Source organism: Clostridium thermosuccinogenes, assembly GCF_002896855.1.
GTDB lineage: Bacteria > Bacillota > Clostridia > Acetivibrionales > DSM-5807 > Pseudoclostridium > Pseudoclostridium thermosuccinogenes.
The window spans coordinates 1,909,303-1,926,888 of record NZ_CP021850.1 but is presented as its reverse complement, the minus strand read 5'-3'; the positions used below and the strand labels follow the sequence as shown (position 1 = coordinate 1,926,888).

14 protein-coding genes are annotated in these 17,586 nt (G+C 41.8%); 5 read left to right on the top strand and 9 right to left on the bottom strand.

Annotated features, from left to right (window positions below; translation table 11 throughout):
- Nucleotides 1-173: 173 nt before the first annotated feature.
- The 7 genes from CDO33_RS08450 to CDO33_RS08420 form a co-directional block, all read right to left on the bottom strand.
- On the bottom strand, nt 174-428 hold the full coding sequence (locus CDO33_RS08450) for a hypothetical protein (protein WP_103081201.1): 255 nt from the start codon (nt 426-428) through the stop codon (nt 174-176).
- Nucleotides 428-1,879 carry an AAA family ATPase gene (locus CDO33_RS08445; protein ID WP_103081202.1) on the bottom strand — a complete coding sequence of 484 codons (1,452 nt, stop codon included), beginning with the start codon at nt 1,877-1,879 and terminating at the stop codon, nt 428-430. The genes CDO33_RS08450 and CDO33_RS08445 overlap by 1 nt, the downstream gene beginning before the upstream one ends.
- Nucleotides 1,876-2,868: a metallophosphoesterase family protein gene (locus CDO33_RS08440; RefSeq protein ID WP_103081203.1), complete on the bottom strand. Its 993-nt coding sequence runs from the start codon at nt 2,866-2,868 to the stop codon at nt 1,876-1,878. The genes CDO33_RS08445 and CDO33_RS08440 overlap by 4 nt, the downstream gene beginning before the upstream one ends.
- Nucleotides 2,869-2,959: 91 nt before the next feature.
- On the bottom strand, nt 2,960-3,580 hold the full coding sequence (locus CDO33_RS08435; RefSeq protein ID WP_103081204.1) for a regulatory protein RecX: 621 nt from the start codon (nt 3,578-3,580) through the stop codon (nt 2,960-2,962).
- Nucleotides 3,581-3,729: 149 nt separating this feature from the next.
- Nucleotides 3,730-4,785 (bottom strand): recombinase RecA, encoded by a 1,056-nt coding sequence (gene recA / locus CDO33_RS08430; RefSeq protein WP_103081205.1) that lies wholly within the window; start codon nt 4,783-4,785, stop codon nt 3,730-3,732.
- 108 nt (nt 4,786-4,893) lie between these two features.
- The gene (gene murJ / locus CDO33_RS08425) at nt 4,894-6,492 is read right to left on the bottom strand and encodes a murein biosynthesis integral membrane protein MurJ (protein ID WP_103081206.1); all 1,599 of its coding nucleotides are present in this window, start codon (nt 6,490-6,492) and stop codon (nt 4,894-4,896) included.
- Nucleotides 6,493-6,520: 28 nt separating this feature from the next.
- On the bottom strand, nt 6,521-7,756 hold the full coding sequence (locus CDO33_RS08420; RefSeq protein WP_103081207.1) for a competence/damage-inducible protein A: 1,236 nt from the start codon (nt 7,754-7,756) through the stop codon (nt 6,521-6,523).
- A gap of 187 nt (nt 7,757-7,943) precedes the next feature.
- Between CDO33_RS08420 and CDO33_RS08415 the strand changes: the two genes are divergently transcribed.
- The 4 genes from CDO33_RS08415 (at nt 7,944) to CDO33_RS08400 (ending at nt 14,069) form a co-directional block, all read left to right on the top strand.
- A complete protein-coding gene (locus tag CDO33_RS08415; RefSeq protein WP_103081208.1) occupies nt 7,944-8,894 on the top strand; it encodes an L-lactate dehydrogenase in 951 nt (316 codons plus the stop codon).
- A gap of 369 nt (nt 8,895-9,263) precedes the next feature.
- Nucleotides 9,264-10,205 carry an AAA family ATPase gene (locus tag CDO33_RS08410; protein ID WP_103081209.1) on the top strand — a complete coding sequence of 314 codons (942 nt, stop codon included), beginning with the start codon at nt 9,264-9,266 and terminating at the stop codon, nt 10,203-10,205.
- Nucleotide 10,206: 1 nt separating this feature from the next.
- On the top strand, nt 10,207-11,412 hold the full coding sequence (locus CDO33_RS08405; protein WP_103081210.1) for a DUF58 domain-containing protein: 1,206 nt from the start codon (nt 10,207-10,209) through the stop codon (nt 11,410-11,412).
- On the top strand, nt 11,409-14,069 hold the full coding sequence (locus CDO33_RS08400) for a DUF4129 domain-containing transglutaminase family protein (protein ID WP_103081211.1): 2,661 nt from the start codon (nt 11,409-11,411) through the stop codon (nt 14,067-14,069). Before CDO33_RS08405 ends, CDO33_RS08400 begins: the two co-directional genes overlap by 4 nt.
- A 188-nt stretch (nt 14,070-14,257) precedes the next feature.
- Here the strand turns inward: CDO33_RS08400 and gap are convergent, their stop codons facing one another.
- Nucleotides 14,258-15,271: a type I glyceraldehyde-3-phosphate dehydrogenase gene (gene gap / locus CDO33_RS08395; protein WP_103081212.1), complete on the bottom strand. Its 1,014-nt coding sequence runs from the start codon at nt 15,269-15,271 to the stop codon at nt 14,258-14,260.
- 124 nt (nt 15,272-15,395) lie between these two features.
- Between gap and CDO33_RS08390 the strand changes: the two genes are divergently transcribed.
- Entirely contained in the window at nt 15,396-16,289 is an 894-nt protein-coding gene (locus CDO33_RS08390) for a LysR family transcriptional regulator (protein WP_103081213.1), read from the top strand.
- 311 nt (nt 16,290-16,600) lie between these two features.
- Here the strand turns inward: CDO33_RS08390 and CDO33_RS08385 are convergent, their stop codons facing one another.
- Nucleotides 16,601-17,527 carry a YesL family protein gene (locus CDO33_RS08385; protein ID WP_103081214.1) on the bottom strand — a complete coding sequence of 309 codons (927 nt, stop codon included), beginning with the start codon at nt 17,525-17,527 and terminating at the stop codon, nt 16,601-16,603.
- Nucleotides 17,528-17,586 lie beyond the last annotated feature (59 nt).

Here is a 17,586-nt window from a genome sequence, read left to right as displayed (position 1 = left end):
CTTACTTTTAAGCTTCTTGAGCAATAAATTTGCCTTTGCATAAAAGTTAAAATACAAGCCAAAACGTGCAGCCACACGACGTCCGGCACTAAAAGCCCAGTGTCGCTTCGCATTCACCTAACCTGTCGGCTGGATACAGCCTCTATACATTATTTACTATACATAATTGGTTGTCAACTGTTTTTGATCAAGTCCATCGGAAGCAACTCATTTGCCTTTTTTAAAAGGTCCTCTATTTCATTTTTAAGCTTCTCAATTTCACTATCCAGATCTTCCGGCTTAACTCCAAGGTTCTGAAGCTCCGCCAGAATATCCTGCTTCTGCTTGTTCAGCTGTTCTAACCGCGCTTCTGCCCGTATACGCAGGTTTTTTGCCTTGTCCAGATTTTCTTTTATCTGGCTTAGTTCCTTATCAAAATCTGCAGCCATCAATGGACCTCCTCATAATGTTTTATTATATCTTTTAATTCTGCGTCGCTTATCGCTGATCCGCACAGAGGACATCTTCCCAAAACTTTCAGATGCCCGAGGTATTTCTCCAAAAGCCTATCTATCTGCTCCTTGTTATTCCCCAGGTATTTTTCACCTTCTGTGATATAGCTGGAAATGCTGTCAAGGTTTTGCTTAATCTCCTGAAGTTTGGTAAGCCTCAATATATCTTTCTCGGCTTGTGCTACCTGCTCCTCAGCCAGGCTTGCATGTTTAATCTTGTTTAAGTACATGCCGGCCTTTTGAATGTCTCGGATAATATTTCGGTATTTCTCATTAATTTCTGCCAGTTGATTTATTCTTTGGATTTTTGATTCCAGAAGCTTTGCATGATGCTCAACGTCCTTGATGACCTCGGATGCGTCAAGGACTGAATGACATCGCTTAAGCTCTCTGTCCAGGCCTGCTTTTAATCTATTTAATTCTTCAAGGCTGTTTTTTCTTGAGCATTTATCATCCAGCTCGTCAACAAGCCTTTTGACCATTTCCAGATTTTCAGTTCTTTTTTGCATTTCTTCCGATTCCCTTATTCCTTCTTCCACCTTGTGGAGGCTTTGTCCAAGCCTTTTTATGGAATCCAGCTTAAGGGCTAAACTGCTGCATCTCAAGATGGTCGTCTCACAGTCTTCCAGGTTTTCGAGTTTTTTCAGAACAGTTTGGGTTTTCTCCAGCTCTGTTTTTATTCCCTCATACCTGTCCCTTGTGTTTTCAGCCAGTCTCATGCGTTCAATCAGGCTGCCGAGCTTTTGGATTAATTCCTCTGATTCCTGAAGCCTCTTTTTCATTTCATCGAGATATTGGAAGTCATCTATTTTAGACGAAATATCCTTCAGTTGGTTCCTTATCCGGTCTTCTGACTGGCTCTCCCGGCGTATATCCACCATGCATTCCCTTATGGCGTTGTCAATGATATGTACTCCTGTAAGCCGGCCAATCGCCTTTGCTCTTACAGCTCCTGTTTCTGCGATAAGGAATGGGCTCTCCAACTGATCAGCTATGTTTAAACTGGATTTCAAATCCTTGTCCAGGGTTACTTTGGGTATGCCATGAGCTTTTATAACCTCTTCCGGCACTTCGTTTCCGAAGCCCTCAAAAGACTGTACCGTTCCATCAGGACTTATCACTGTGTACTTGTTCCTGCTTTTGGACCTTTCCCTGATGATTTCATAGCCGTTGCTCAATTCTATGGATACCCTTGCTGTAAAAGCCCCGTGCCTTATAAATTCCGTTCCCCGGGGTTCATTATAGAGCACCCATTTTAACGCCCTCAATATTGCCGATTTACCCTGGTCCGACGGTCCTGTTATGACATTAAGGCCTTTTCCAAACTCAATAACAGTGTGCTCATGAGATTGAAAGTTATCGATCACCAACCTGTTTATATCGCTCATTCCTCTTCGCTACCAGCAGCAAGATTCTCCCTGGCGGTCGCAATCCTTCTGATAGCTTCCTCCTTGACTTCATGGCTTAATACATTATTTGAAGCAATCTCCTCAATAATGCTGTTTATGTCAATCCTGGCAAACTCTCCTGCGGCAGTTATGCCCTTATAAAAAAGGTGCAGCTTCATGTTCCTGTCTTGAGAGATCTCCAACATGCTTCTGTCCAGCACTTCTTCCCCCGGAAGGGCACTTTTTAACTCAACTTCCTCTATAGAAATCTTTCCTTTTTCAACATCAATAATGGCTACTTTGGGCATGCGCTTTATCTCGCTTATTGCATTGGTCACCCTTGTCAAGCTTCCCGGGTTTACAAAGTACTTGTTTCCCAACCTCTTCACTCCAAATCCGCTATGATAATGTCCTACCAGAGTTATATCCGCTTCCGTGTCCTTTATGTCATCGATCAAAACATAGCGTATTCCCTCAAAAAACGGCTTTTCCAGCAGCATTCCATGGATGATGTTAATCGCGCAGTCTATATCTTCTCCTTTTTTAATAATATAGTATCTTCTGAAATCCTCTCCGTCTATGTCATAGTTATAGGACTGCCCTGTCAGCTGAACCCTGACACCGTCTTTTTCAAGGATTACAATATCATCATAGCCCAGCAAATTTATCAGGTTTATGCCGTCCAGGATGCCCAGCATCGTCCGGCCTAACGTTTCGGGATTTTGCCCGTAAATATCGTGGTTTCCGGCAATTGTGTATATAGGCTTTCCCATGTTTTTTATGATGATGGCAAATTCCCTCACAATGGCCGGCGATATGTCCGGCCGGTCAAACCAGTCCCCTCCATGAAGTATATAGTCAATATTCTTCTCTAAAACCATCTGCCGGATCTCTTCAAATTTCACCTTAAGTGTATTGTAAAAATTATCGGTCCTGTTTCTGGGAGTTGTACCCCTTATGTGTGTATCGGTAAAAAAAAGAAACCTCATAGCTTTCTCTCTTTCGTCATACTTGATATTTTAAATTATATCACAATTGAAACAAGTATATAATATAATTACCGCTATGGGGATATTTCCCCTACTTTTCCTTTATAATCCTGTTTATCACCTTGCTGGCAAGGTTGTAGCTGAATCCTCTGCCGCAGAGAAAGGTATAGGCTTTTTTTTGCACCTTTTCATCCCTCAGGTCATATCTTCCGAATTTCTTTGATATAAGCCTCAGAGCAATTTCCTCATCATCCTGGTCCACTTCCCTCAGTACTTCATCTATTATCTCATCCTCTATACCCTTGTTTTGCAGCTCCATTTTCAGCATTCTAACCGACTTTGGTTTCAGCTTAATCCTGTCATTTACGAACTTCCGGGCATATACCCGGTCGTTTATATAACCCATATCCTGCAACTCTTCTATTGCTTTTTCTATCACATCGCCGTCATACCCTTCCCTCTTGAGCTTTCCATAAACCTCCCCGCTGCTTCTTTGCTTGAGAGACAGGTATTTTACCGCAGCATATTTGGCAGCTCTGACATTTACTGTATTCTTAATGTACTCCACATCCTCCTCGGTAAGCTCCTTTTCTTCATAAAGGTTTAGGGAGATGTAATCCTCCCGGGAAATAGAAAAGGAATAACTCCCATCAATATACACCAGCAATATGTCCTTAGAGTTTTTGCTTTCCTCCACCGACGTGATAACCATCGCGTCCTCCTTTTTTATTGAAACAAAACAGGAGCATGGTTTTCAAAATAATGCTCATCATAATTTCGACCACCAGCTCCTACATTTAGTTATACATTTTATCATCAATGAAGAAGTACCATCAGTAAAATTCTATATTAATGTCGGTTTTATTCATCGCTTTCCGGCATTTCATCGTCATCCGTGCTTATAGGCTCGGTTGCGGAAAAGGAATTCACCGTCGAGTTTTTATAAAACTCCCGGATTTTTGCTTCTATTTCGGCAGCGATATCTTTATTCTCCTTAAGGAACTGCTTCACATTCTCTCTGCCCTGTCCAATCCTCTGACCATTATAAGAGAACCATGATCCGCTCTTGTTGATTATATCCAGGTTTACACCCACATCCAGGATGTTTCCTTCCTTTGATATGCCTTCGCCGTAAATTATATCAAATTCTGCCTCTCTAAACGGCGGCGCCACCTTGTTTTTAACCACCTTAACCCTCGTTCTGCTTCCTATCATATCGCTGCCCTGCTTGATGGTCTCTATCTTTCTGACATCAAGCCTTACCGATGCATAGAACTTCAGAGCCCTTCCACCGGGGGTAGTTTCCGGGTTTCCAAACATGACACCAACCTTTTCCCTCAACTGGTTTATGAACACAGCAGTAGTTTTTGACTTGCTTATAACCCCTGCCAGCTTTCTTAAAGCCTGCGACATTAGTCTTGCCTGCAAGCCCACATGAGCGTCGCCCATCTCTCCGTCTATCTCTGCTTTCGGAACCAAAGCTGCCACAGAGTCTATTACAATAACATCGATAGCTCCGCTTCTTACCAAGGCTTCCGCAATTTCCAGCGCCTGTTCGCCTGTATCAGGCTGGGAAACTATCAGATTATCTATATCAACACCTAAATTTTTGGCATAAACCGGATCCAGAGCATGCTCCGCATCAATAAACGCTGCATCTCCGCCTGCTTTCTGCGCTTCTGCAATTATATGCAGCGCAACAGTGGTTTTACCGGAGGACTCCGGCCCATATATCTCTACTATCCTTCCCCTGGGAACGCCACCTACACCCAGGGCAATATCCAGACCAAGAGCTCCGGTCGGGATAGCCTCCACATTCATATGGGCATTTTCTCCCAGCTTCATAACAGCTCCTTTGCCGAACTGTTTTTCAATCTGCCCCAATGCCATTTCCAGTGCCTTTTTCTTCTCAATCATATCAACATATTTCCTCCTTAGAGAAATTAACGAACATCTGTTCTTAAATCAATTATATATTATAAGGATTTTAGTGTCAATATTACTTTTGCATTTTTTTACAAAAATTTAAAATATTTTCGAAATTTTTCTATAACCTTGCGCCATTTTCTCCATTGCAGTTTTAAATATCTCAACAGCTTCATCAACCTTTAACAACATGGCAGTGATAAAGAACACCAGTGCTCCGACCGAGATCTCCATCATCAGGTATACGAGCTCGCCTATTTTTGACTTAATGCTGAAAGGCCTGAGGAAATCCACCACAGCGAAATGATCCATCACTGCAAGCACCATACCCATGACAACTGAAGCGAGGGCAACCTTTATAATGAAGTTCATAAGTTGTCCGATGTTCAGTGATTTTGTTTTCTTCTCCAGCTTAAACATCAGCATGCTGGCATTGAGCATGCTGGACAGGGAGTAAGCCAATGCAATCCCTGCCACCTCAAGATTTGTCATGCTGTTGAAAAACTGGCACAGCAAAGCATTTGCCGCGATGGTTATTGTGCCTACATATAAAGGTGTTTTGGTATCGTTTATCGCATAAAAAGCTCTGTTGATTATGGCCAGCATCGACTGGGTAATAAGGGCAATGGAATAAAAAATCAATATCCTTCCGGTCAAGGCGATGTCAACCTTGTCCGACCATTTATAAATTGCACTTATCACAGGAACATTCAAAATCATCAAGCCCACAGTGGAGGGAATATTCAGCATAAGAACCGTTTTTAAACCTTTGCTCACGATTCTGCTGAAATCTTCCTTCTGGTCCAGCACAGACTTCTCTGACATGGCAGGAAGCAAAGCCATACCCATGCCCATGGCAAACACTCCGTAAGGAAGCTGCCAGGTATCATTGGCATTTCTCAAAGCCGTTACGCTTCCGCTGGAAAAACCCGAAGTAAACTTGTTCAGAATCAGCAAATTAATTTGGGTAATCGAGGATGCCAGCAGGGAAGGCACAGCCAGCCTGAATAACCTTTGAAAACCGGCATGCCTTATTTTAATTACCGGCCTGTAATATTTCATATTTTTAATGGCAAAGGACAGCTGAAATAAAAAATAAAAAAGGGCGCTGCCCATAAACCCCAAGGCCACCTTTTCCACGCCAAACCTGCTGAACATCAGGACGCTCAAGGCGCTTCCCAGGTTATATAATGATGGACCATAGGCTGCGGCTGCAAATTTCTGATATGAGTTCAGAACGCCGTTAACCAGTCCGGCCAGCATCAAAAATGAAACGGAAGGAAACAATATCCGAACCAGTCTGACTGTGAGCTGCTTTGCTTCTTCCGTATAACCTTTGGCCATAAAATCCACAATTCCCGGTGAAAATACGATTCCTATGGCGCTGATGATTATCATTGCCATGAAAATTACATTTATAAACGTCCCCACCGCTTTCCAGCCATCTTCCTCATCTTTTTTGGCTATATATCCCGTCAGCACCGGAATCAAAGCAGCAGAAATCGCCCCGCCTACCAGCAGGTTATACATGAGGTCTGTTATGCTGAAGGCCATGTAGAAAGCATCGGTTTCCATTTTTGACCCCAACAAGTTGGAAATGAGCGTCGTCCTAAGAAAACCGGTTATCCTGCTTACTATTATGGCTGACATAACAACAATTGCAGCTCCGGTCAGTTTTTTCTTCTGTGATTCCTTCAAAACTTTTCCTCCTGATATCAAATATTAATTATTGATTCATGATATGCAGCCGTATCATATCGAGGGCGTTAAGGGCAGTGATATTCCTTATTTTTGCTCTGTTTCCCATGAGCCTTAACTCTCTGCACTCAACTTGATCCCCATATGCCAGGGCTATATATACAAGGCCGACGGGTTTTTGCGGCGTGCCACCCCCCGGGCCTGCTATGCCGGTAACAGACAATCCTATATCCGTTCCGGACCTTTCTTTTATTCCCCTTGCCATTTCCACTGCAGTTTCCCGGCTTACAGCGCCGAACCTCTGTATTGTTTCGGGATTTACTCCCAAGCATTCCACCTTCGACTGGTTGCTGTAAGATACTATACCCCTGTCAAAAACCCGGGAGATTCCGGGCACATTGGTCAGCATCTCCGCAATCAAACCTCCAGTGCAAGATTCAGCCAGTGCTATGGTTATGTTCTTTTCGATAAGCATTTCTCCCACCACTGCATAGAGTGGTTTGTCTTCCAAGGAATAGATGGTATTCCCCAGCCTTTTTCTGATCTCGTCCACCACAGGGGCTATCAACCCTTCTCCTTCCTCCCGGCTGCTGCAGTTGGCCGTGATGCGGAGCGTAACCTCCCCTTCCTTGGCATAGGGAGCAATAGTGGGATTTGTCTGATTCTGTATCAAATCCATTATCTTTTCTTCCATAGCCGACTCGCCGATGCCGATCATCCTTATATGCTTTGAAACCAGCATGCTCTTTGCTTTATTTAAAAAATAAGGTATAACGGTATCCTCAAACATAGGTTTCATCTCTGACGGCGGCCCCGGAAGCATTATTACAACCTTTCCCCCGGACTCAATAATACACCCGGGAGCTGTGCCGTTGTTGTTGCTGATGACGATGCAGCCTTCCGGCAGGTAGGCTTGCTTGATATTATTCTTTGCCATCGGCCGGTTGGTCTTCGCAAAGTATTCCTCTATTTTCTTAAGGCTTTCCTCATGCAGTACAAGCTTCTTTCCAAGGGTTTCAGCTACAGTCTCCTTGGTAAGGTCATCTTGGGTAGGCCCCAGGCCTCCTGTCATAATTACGGCATCAGAGCGCTTTAACGCTATCTCAAGACAATCCTTAAGCCTTTTAGGATTATCCCCCACTACACTGTGGTAATATACATTAACCCCAACCTCAGGAAGACGGCCTGATATATATTGGGCATTGGTATTTGCAATCTGCCCCATTAAAAGCTCGGTTCCGACTGCTAAAATTTCCGCATTCATATGAAATCCCTTTCTTTTAATTAGAATGAAAATTGCATATAATAAATGCAACTATAGTGATCGCTGCTTCAATTATTATATCATAATTATCCATATTTAAATAAAAACTTATATGCAGGGATCAAGATTATAGCTTTATTTTGGTGGTAATTATAAATTAGAAAAATTGACAAAAGGAGGTATTACGATGCATGAAATTACACCAAAAAAGATCACAGTTGTAGGAGCAGGCTTCGTAGGCTCGACAACAGCTTATACCCTGATGCTGAGCGGACTGGTTTCTGAGATAGTTTTGATTGATATAAACAAAGACAAGGCCGAAGGCGAGGTAATGGATATGAACCATGGCATGCCCTTTGTAAGGCCTGTCAAGATTTATCAGGGATCATACAGCGACTGCGCCGGTTCCGATATTATAATAATCTCCGCCGGCGCCAATCAAAAGCCGGGAGAAACAAGAATAGACCTTGTATATAAAAATACGGAAATCTTCAAAAGCATTATAGGAGAAATTTTGAAATATAACACTGACTGTATCCTATTAGTTGTGACCAACCCTGTGGATATTCTCACCTATGTAACATACAAGATTTCAGGATTCCCTAAAAACAGGGTTATTGGTTCGGGTACGGTTTTAGATACCGCAAGGCTCAGATACCTCATTGGAGACCATGTCAATATCGATACAAGAAATGTGCACGCTTATATTATTGGTGAGCATGGAGATACGGAAGTTGCCGCCTGGAGCACTGCCAGCATAGGAAACATACCTATGGACAAATACTGCGAAGACTGCCGCAATTGTCCTGAAAACATAAGAAGGCAGGACATATATAATGAAGTAAAAAATGCAGCTTACAAAATTATTGAAAAGAAAGGGGCCACATATTATGCCGTCGCTCTGGCCGTCCGGAGGATTGTGGAGGCGATATTAAGAAATGAAAACTCCATACTTACGGTATCAAGCCTGCTGGAAGGTCAATACGGCATTAATGACATATGCCTTAGCTTGCCCACAGTGGTAAACCATAGCGGTATAGTCAGAATATTGGATATGCCTTTGGATGATACGGAAATGGAACTCTTGAAGAAATCCGCCAATTCCCTGAAGGAGATCGCCGGCAAACTTAAATTGTAGTTCCGCAGACCTTGCGGCAGCGAAGCCAACACAGCGGTAAATTACCAATACTAACAGAAGTTAAGCTGTTTAATTCGTACCATTTAACAAAATAGCTTTATGGATAAACGGATAACATAAATTATCCGCAAAAGATTGAATTTTAAGTCCTTTTAATATATAATTGGATTAAAAGCAAAATATAGGTTTATTTTATGCTTACCATATTAACAGTGATAAATAATTTCCATAAAGCGAATATGCAATCGATTAAACTCTTAATTCCTGCGGCATCCGAAAGATGAATTACTTTCTCCTTGCCAGAGGGGCTTGTTGATTCTCTATTCCGTGATATATGCTGCAAGTCGATATTATCAAGAGGAGAGTCTTATGTATACAACTGATGAGGTTCTAGGTAAGATTGTGGACAATATCGAGAAAGTAATAATCGGCAAAAGAGATTCCATCGAGCTTTTACTTCTAGCCCTTGTCTGCAATGGTCATGTATTGATTGAGGATGTTCCCGGTGTTGGTAAAACCAGTCTGGTTTCCGCCATGGCGAAATCGATCAACGCTTCATTCAAGAGGATTCAGTTCACGCCTGACATACTTCCTTCAGATATCACAGGCTTTTCGGTTTTCAATCAGAAAACTGGGGATTTTGAGTTCAGGCCTGGTGCGATCATGAGCCAGATTATCTTAGCCGATGAAATCAACAGGACTTCCCCTAAAACCCAGGCCAGCCTGCTGGAGGTTATGGAAGAAGGTCAGGTAACCGTGGACGGCGCAACATACAAAGTTCCCAAACCATTCATGGTTATGGCTACCCAGAACCCGGTGGAGTACCTGGGAACCTTTCCTTTGCCCGAAGCTCAGCTGGACAGGTTTTTTATGAAGGTCTCCCTCGGGTATCCCTCTGCCAATGAAGAAAGCATGATACTTTCAAGGTTTTGCACATCTAACCCCCTTGAAACCCTGACGCCGGTAGCCGACAGCCAGGATATAATCAGCCTGCAGGAAAATGTCAAAAATGTGCATGTGGATAAAAGCCTTAAGGATTATATAGTTGATATAGTAAGCCAAACGAGAAGGCAGCCGGATGTTTTGCTCGGAGCAAGCCCCAGGGGTTCCCTTTCCCTTTTCAGGGCATCCCAGGCATGGGCGTTTTACAACAAGCGCAGCTACGTGATCCCTGATGACATCAAAAAAATGGTGTTTCCAGTCTTATCCCATAGAATAATTCTGAAGCAGGAAGCAAAGCTTAAGAAAATATCTACACGTGACATACTTGCTTCAATAGTAGACAGCATTAAAGTGCCTGTGGTGGATTGATATGGCGGTTAATAGGTTGATTTACGGCATATTGCTGGTGCTATCCGTATTGTTTGCAAATTTTTATGGCGGCAAGATACCTTATATGCTGCTGTTTATAACGCTTTTACTTCCGCTTTTCTCCTTCTTATACACCTTGGTTTTGTTTGCGAGCTTTAAATATATTCAGTCGGTGGACGGCAAGTATGTTTTAAAAGGCGATAAACTCAAATACAGGCTTAATATAAATAATGAAGGACCTCTTTACTACCCTTATGTTAAAATAAACTTCCATATAAGCAGCACCTTTTTAGCCGGGCAATTACAAGAGGAGAGTTTTTCCCTTTTGCCCGGAGAAAAGACATCTTTTTCCTATGAACTGGAATGCAAGTACAGAGGAGTATTTGCTATTGGGCTTAGTTCCGTTGAGTTCGAAGATTTGCTTGGCATGTTCAGACTCAGGTTCAATATCAAAGAGACAAAGGAGATCATAATTTACCCAAAGATTGTTTATCTGGATATATTTCACCTAAGGACCAGTTTCCTTTCGGATACTCATACCCTTATTAATTCTCTGTATGAAGATTTTACGACCATATCCGATATCCGGAGATATTCCTATGGTGATACCATGAAGAGAATACACTGGAAGCTGAGCGCTAAAATGGATGAGCTTTATGTTAAAACCTTCCAGGGAACTTCCCGGACGGTAGCAACGATTTTCCTTGATTTGAATAGAATTGAAGGCCCTATGGAAAACCAGGTCATTGTAGAGGACAAACTTATAGAATCTGCTGTTGCTGTAATTCGCTATTGCCTATATAACTGGATACCGGTGGATCTTGTATATTGCACGAAGGATATAGTAAATCTGGAAGCCAAAGCTCCGTCGGACTTTGAAAGGATATACAAAGAGTTGGCCCAGATTCGCTTTGATCAAAGTGTTGCGATTACCGACGTTATGGAACTATTTTGGGCCGGCAGCATTAAAAAGACAGATGTTTTCATATTTACAGCAGATTTAAACTATGATTTATATAATCAGATTTACAAGATACGTCATAACGGTTATGATGTAAATATAATCTACATATCCTCTGACACCCTAAAGAGTGGAATAAATCCGGATATCGCCAGCATAACGGAGTTTCTGACCGACATCGGTGTTTCCGTTTACCGGTTGGAGGTTAATGATGATATTAAACTGGCACTGGAGTCTAAACTATGAAGATAAAAAAGCATGTTCTTGATATTATCGTCAATACTATGCTATGTTCATTGATGAGTTTCAGCCTCGTTTATGCCCTGGTACATTCGCTGAACTTCAATGATTATAACGCCATGCGAATATTTATGTATGTATTCGTTTTGTCGGTGGTGTTTTCTTTGGCTTTCTACAATAAGATCACTACTGTAATATCAGCTCTGCTCACTATCTGTGTTGTTCCCATGGCAGTATATATGCAGAGCAGTAGCATGGATTTATCTCAAATACTGGATATTCAAGATTACATTACATGGCTGGACGGATACACTGCAGGCTATTACGAGCTGGAAAGTAACTATGTGCCCATCACAGTTTTCCTGCTCATTGTGCCAATAACCCTTCTGGTGCATGTTTTCACCTGCAAGCGATTCAACTTCCTGATAATCCTGACAGGCAGCACGGCCCTTTTTGTATGCCAGTGGATTATGGGGTATTTTATGAGTTATTCATCCTTTTATATATACCTGTTTTCGATACTGATATATTATTTCCGTTTTATCCATGAAAAGAAATTGCGCCAAAACCCCAAAAGCTACTCCAGTCCTGCCGTGTTCACACTGCAGATCATACCCCTGTCCTTGGTGATAATATTAACAGCCTCCCTTCTGCCCTCCCTGAATGAACCGATAGGCTGGAAAGCCTTAACCAGCAGGATTAATTCTGTTATAGATAATTTTAACAGCACTTTTTTCAGCACCCGGCGTTTTGAATATTTTTCCGTGGCATCCTCCGGTTTTGGAAGCCAAGGGAGATTAGGCGGAGGTGTTGACCTTGACAAAACCCATGTTTTGAATGTTAACTCTCCCAGACCGCTGTATCTTAAAGCTGCCATATCCCCAACCTATACCGGCTACTCTTGGATAGGCGGCTATAGCAGGGCTAAAGATAACAGCAATAACGAAAATATATTGCTGGAAGACTTGGATGAGATGCGTACAGGCATGTGGATCTTTACAGGAGGAGATGATGAATCCTTCGAAAAGTATTTTTTTAATGATCACCTGGAAGTCAGCTTTGTGAACCTCACAACCAAATCCATGTTTATACCGCCATACACATATGGTATAAGCCTGGCAGCCGGCTCTTCCAAAACCAATATTGGCAATGAAGGCGTAATATTCCTGGAAAAAGCGGCACGAAAAGGTTTTTCTTACTCTTTGGATGCCTTTAGTCCCAACTTCTACGCAGAAGGTTTTAGCGATATCCTCAGGAAAAGCAAAAAAGATTTTTATAAAAACCTGCTTACCCAGATAGATAAAAATAGCACAGTATATGTTATAGGCAAGGACGAATCCGGCAAACCCTTAATCTATCGCCAGAATATTTCGGAGGGATCCACAGGCTTCTTCTGGACTGATATTGATGATGAACTCAAGACAGTGACAGATTTGGATACTATAAGAAAGTTCTATGAAGATATAGGTTATACCGTAAAAGTAATAGAAGGCGAGGCATCCGTTGCCAATGTCGCTAAATATTTTAATTTTTCCAACAGAATCAATGTGGAAATAAATCTTGATGGCCAGGATGAACCTTTGTCTGTGTATAAGCTTGAAGACCTTCAATCCCTCAGGAAAAAGACAATAAACCTTTCGGCAAAAGCTGACATGATAAGATCAAAATATCTTCAGCTTCCTGACACCCTTCCCGTGAGGGTAAAAGAGCTTGCGCTATCTATTACATCGGATTATGAAAATGATTACGACAAGGCAAAAGCAATAGAACAGTTTTTTAAAGGCAACGGCTTTACTTATACCCTGTCCCCACCCAAAGCACCAAGAGGTGTTGACTTTGTAGACTATTTCCTTTTTGACACCAGGCAGGGGTATTGCACATATTATGCTTCTTCCATGGCAGTGCTTTTAAGATGCGCCGGCATTCCTGCCAGGTATGTGGAAGGGTATGTTTTGCCTGCCAAACCTGAAAAAGACAACCTTTACAAGGTAACCAACGAAATGGCCCATGCTTGGGTAGAGGCATATTTTGAAGGATTCGGATGGCTGCAGTTCGAACCCACTCCACCGTTCTCACCCATTCTCTACAGGAATTCATCCAGCGGCAGGAGCTTTGACAGCAGCTTCTACTACGAGCAGGAGATGATGGAGTATTTGAGCAGACTTGGTATTCGCGGGCAAGGTGCCGCACCTGTCATAAACAATACTCCTGTGGAATTGCCGGAGGAAAATGAGGAAAAATTTGATATCCGTATATTTATTATTATAGCCTTATTATTGCTTACCCTGTCGGTCATATCCTATAATGCTTTCCGGCGGCGGGTTATGCTTTTTAAGGCTAAGAAATCCAACCCCAAGGATAGTGTCATCAATTTATACAAGTACTATCTGAAAATTTTATCTTCCATGAAGCTGAATATAAAACCCGGAGAAACTCCCTTCCAGTTTGCGGAAAGGGTGGATTCCTATCTCCTTCTATTTAAACCCGACACTTTTAAAAGGGTTACGGAGATATTCGTAAAGGCTAGATATGGCAATGTAGACATCAGCACTTCCGACCAAATGATCGTATATGACTTTAATGGTAAACTGAAGGATAAAACTTTAAGGGAAATGGGCAAGGTAATATACTTTATCAGAAAGTATATTTTAGGCAGGCTGTAGCTGTATAATCCACATCGAGTTGATATTCCATTTTAACATCTCCAGATTTATCTTATCAAATGGTCGGGGTATATAGGAGCTTTACACTCCTATATACCCCTATACATTCCCTATCCTTCCTTACATGTCTGATATCCTTAATATTTATCGAATCAGCCCTAATCCTTTGCGATAGACCAACTACAGCCTCATATGCTTGAAGATACATATGCCGCCAGATCAGCATACCTGTTGGAAAAGCCCCACTCATTATCATACCAGGAGACAACCTTCACCAAATTATCACCAAGTACCATGGTAGATAACGCGTCTACAATGGAGGATGCCGGATCACCAATATAATCGGTTGAAACCAGAGGTTCTTCCGAGTAATTCAGAATACCTTTCAATTTACCTTCTGCAGCAGCCTTTAATGCTTCATTAACCTCATCCTTTGTAACGGTTTTTTCGGTCTCAACCACCAGGTCGACCACCGATACATCCGGAGTTGGTACTCTAAAGGAAAATCCATTCAGTTTGCCTGCCAGTTCCGGTATGACAAGCCCGATTGCCTTCGCAGCTCCTGTCTTAGTCGGTATGATAGACATGGAAGCAGCCCGTGCCCTTCTCAAATCTTTGTGGGGTAAATCCAGAATCCTCTGATCATTTGTATACGAATGGACGGTAGTCATAAAACCTTTTTTAATGCCAAAGCTGTCATTCAACACCTTTGCCACAGGAGCCAGAGCGTTAGTTGTACAAGATCCGTTAGAAATAATGTGATGCTTGGATGGTTCATATTTTTCTTCATTTACGCCCAACACTATCGTAATATCCTCATCAACTGCTGGTGCCGATATAAGGACCTTTTTAGCTCCTCCCCCGGTAATGTGTAGCTCTGCCTTTTCTCTTTTTGTGAATAATCCTGTGGCTTCAAGTACGACCTCAACCCCATGCTCCTTCCAAGGAATGTTGGCTGGATCTTTTTCAGTCAGAATTTTTATTTCCCTTCCATTAACCACCAGCATGTTTTCTTTTACTTCAACATCTCCATTGAATTTTCCAAACACCGAATCATACTTTAGGAGATGAGCAAGCGTTTTTGCATCCGTCAGATCATTGATGGCTACCACTTCAAGCTCCTTCGGGTACTTCTCCAATATCACCTTGAATGTGTTTCTTCCGATTCTTCCAAAACCGTTAATTCCAACTTTCGTACTCATTAAATACCCTCCTCTTCGTTTTTTACAGATATGCTTGTTATTTACTACAAATTAAGTATAATAGAAAATGAGATATAAATGAAATGCATATTTTTTATACCAGTTATAAAGGTAGGTTATATATATGAATCTGGAGCTATATAAATCCTTCTATTACATCGCACAATACGGGAGCATATCAAAGGCTGCCGACCACTTATATATAACTCAGCCAGCAGTGAGCAGGTCAATCAGGCAGCTGGAGGATGAGCTGGGATGCACCCTGTTTTCAAGAACCCCTAAAGGAGTCAAGCTGACACCAGAGGGTGAAATTCTTTATCAATATATTGATCAGGCCTTCAACTTCATATCAACTGCCGAGAGTAAAATTAAAACTGTAAAAAACCTGCTGGACGGAGAGGTCAGAATAGGTGTGAGCGATACCTTATGCAAAAATTACCTGATTCCATACCTCAAGCTGTTCAATACCCTTCATCCCAAAATTAAAATACGTGTGATATGTCCGACAACGCCAGGCATAATCAGCCTCCTAAAGGCCGGTAAGATAGACTTCGGCTTAATAAACATGCCTTATCATGACGATCAACTTGTTTTCAAAAAAATCATGACTACTCAGGACTGTTTTGTTGTCGGTGAAAAATACAGATATCTTTCAAACAAAAGAATGCCCTTAAGCGAAATCGTCAAGTTTCCTTTACTTCTGCTTGAGAAAAACAGCAACTCCAGATTATATATCGATCAATATTTCAAGGACAATTCCGTTTCCGTTGAACCGGATTTTGAGCTGGGTAACATAGACCTGCTTATTCAATTTGCAAAATATGATTTTGGGATAGCCTGCGTTATTAGAAATTTTATAGAGGAGGAACTGGAAAAAGGCAGGCTTTATGAGGTTAAGCCCATCGAAGCTATCCCTCCGCGGGCTATCGGAGCAGTATGGCTGAAGGATGTTCCATTATCAATAGCAGCTAACGAATTGATTGCACAATTAGACGATGGCGAAATTTCTGAGATTTGAGAGATTTTATAAAGATCAAATTCACCTCAATTTCACCTCAATGAAATTGTTCTTCATAAAAAAGCCTCCCACCCATATGAGTGAGAGGCTTTTGACACCTAGAAGGATTAATAATATACCGCTTTATTTTTATATAACCAATATAAATAGCATCAGCTAAACAGCACTAAACTCATCGGGAGAAAATCCAGTTCATCGCCGGGAAAATCTCCTTGGTCCTTGAATGATTTTTTAATCAAAAACTTGAAATACTTCATCCCAGGAAATTTAACGCGATTATCAAGAATAACAGCAATACTTAAGATAATCCCTTACTTATTCTCGTCCTCTTTCTCGTCGGACTCATTATGATTAATGCTTTCCTCAGCCGCACCTTCCTCCTGCGCATCAGCTTGTAACCCGCTGGTTTCTTTTGCCGCTTGTTCTTCTTCAAACTTGTCTATTATATGCTTCTTGAGGGTAGGATACACATAGAAGTTGGTCACCAGCCCTATAAAGCTCATGGTTATCAAAGGCAGCAAAATAATTCCTATGACAGGGTACCAGAAGGTTGCAATAATAATTAAGAAGCATAACAGCAAAATACCGAGGTTCGGAAAGAATCTCATCATGGAAAATATGAATGCATTCTTGTATAACTGCTTTACAGTGAGCTTAAAAGTAACCAGCATGGGATAAATATACATGTTCATCATCAAAAGGATGATGAAGGCCAGTACAATAAAACCGCTGGCTAGGGACATCAGAATATTATCACCGCGATTCAGCTGGAAATACGCGTTTAAATCCATGCCTATCAAAGCTACAGCCAAGATGTTTATTATAGATATAATGAGGCTCTGCTTAAAATTCCTTTTGGCGGCATCCCGGAAGTCCCACCAGGGAAAGGCATGTTCCTCCCGCGCATAATTTCTCAGGATATAAGTAAATCCAGCCTGGGCAGGCCCTACCGTTATTACAGGTATACATAAAAAGCCAGCGCCAAAGGTAAGCCTGGTAATGAGATCAGCAATGGGATCATCAATTATCATATCCGCTTTAAAGAAAAACGTGATCAGCATCATCAATAACAATGCCGGCAGGTTGAACAGAAAAAACATAAGGTTTATGCTTACAAGTTTCCAAAATTTACGGCCGACAATCCCGAAAAAAACGACTATTCTTGGCTTAGGAGGCGCATCTTTCGGAACTCCTGGCCCCGGTTTAGTATAATCAAAAAAACCAAAAAAACCAGCCAAATCTATCTTCTCCTTTGTATTGTATTTTGATCTTTAAAATAGAACCATCTGTATAAGTT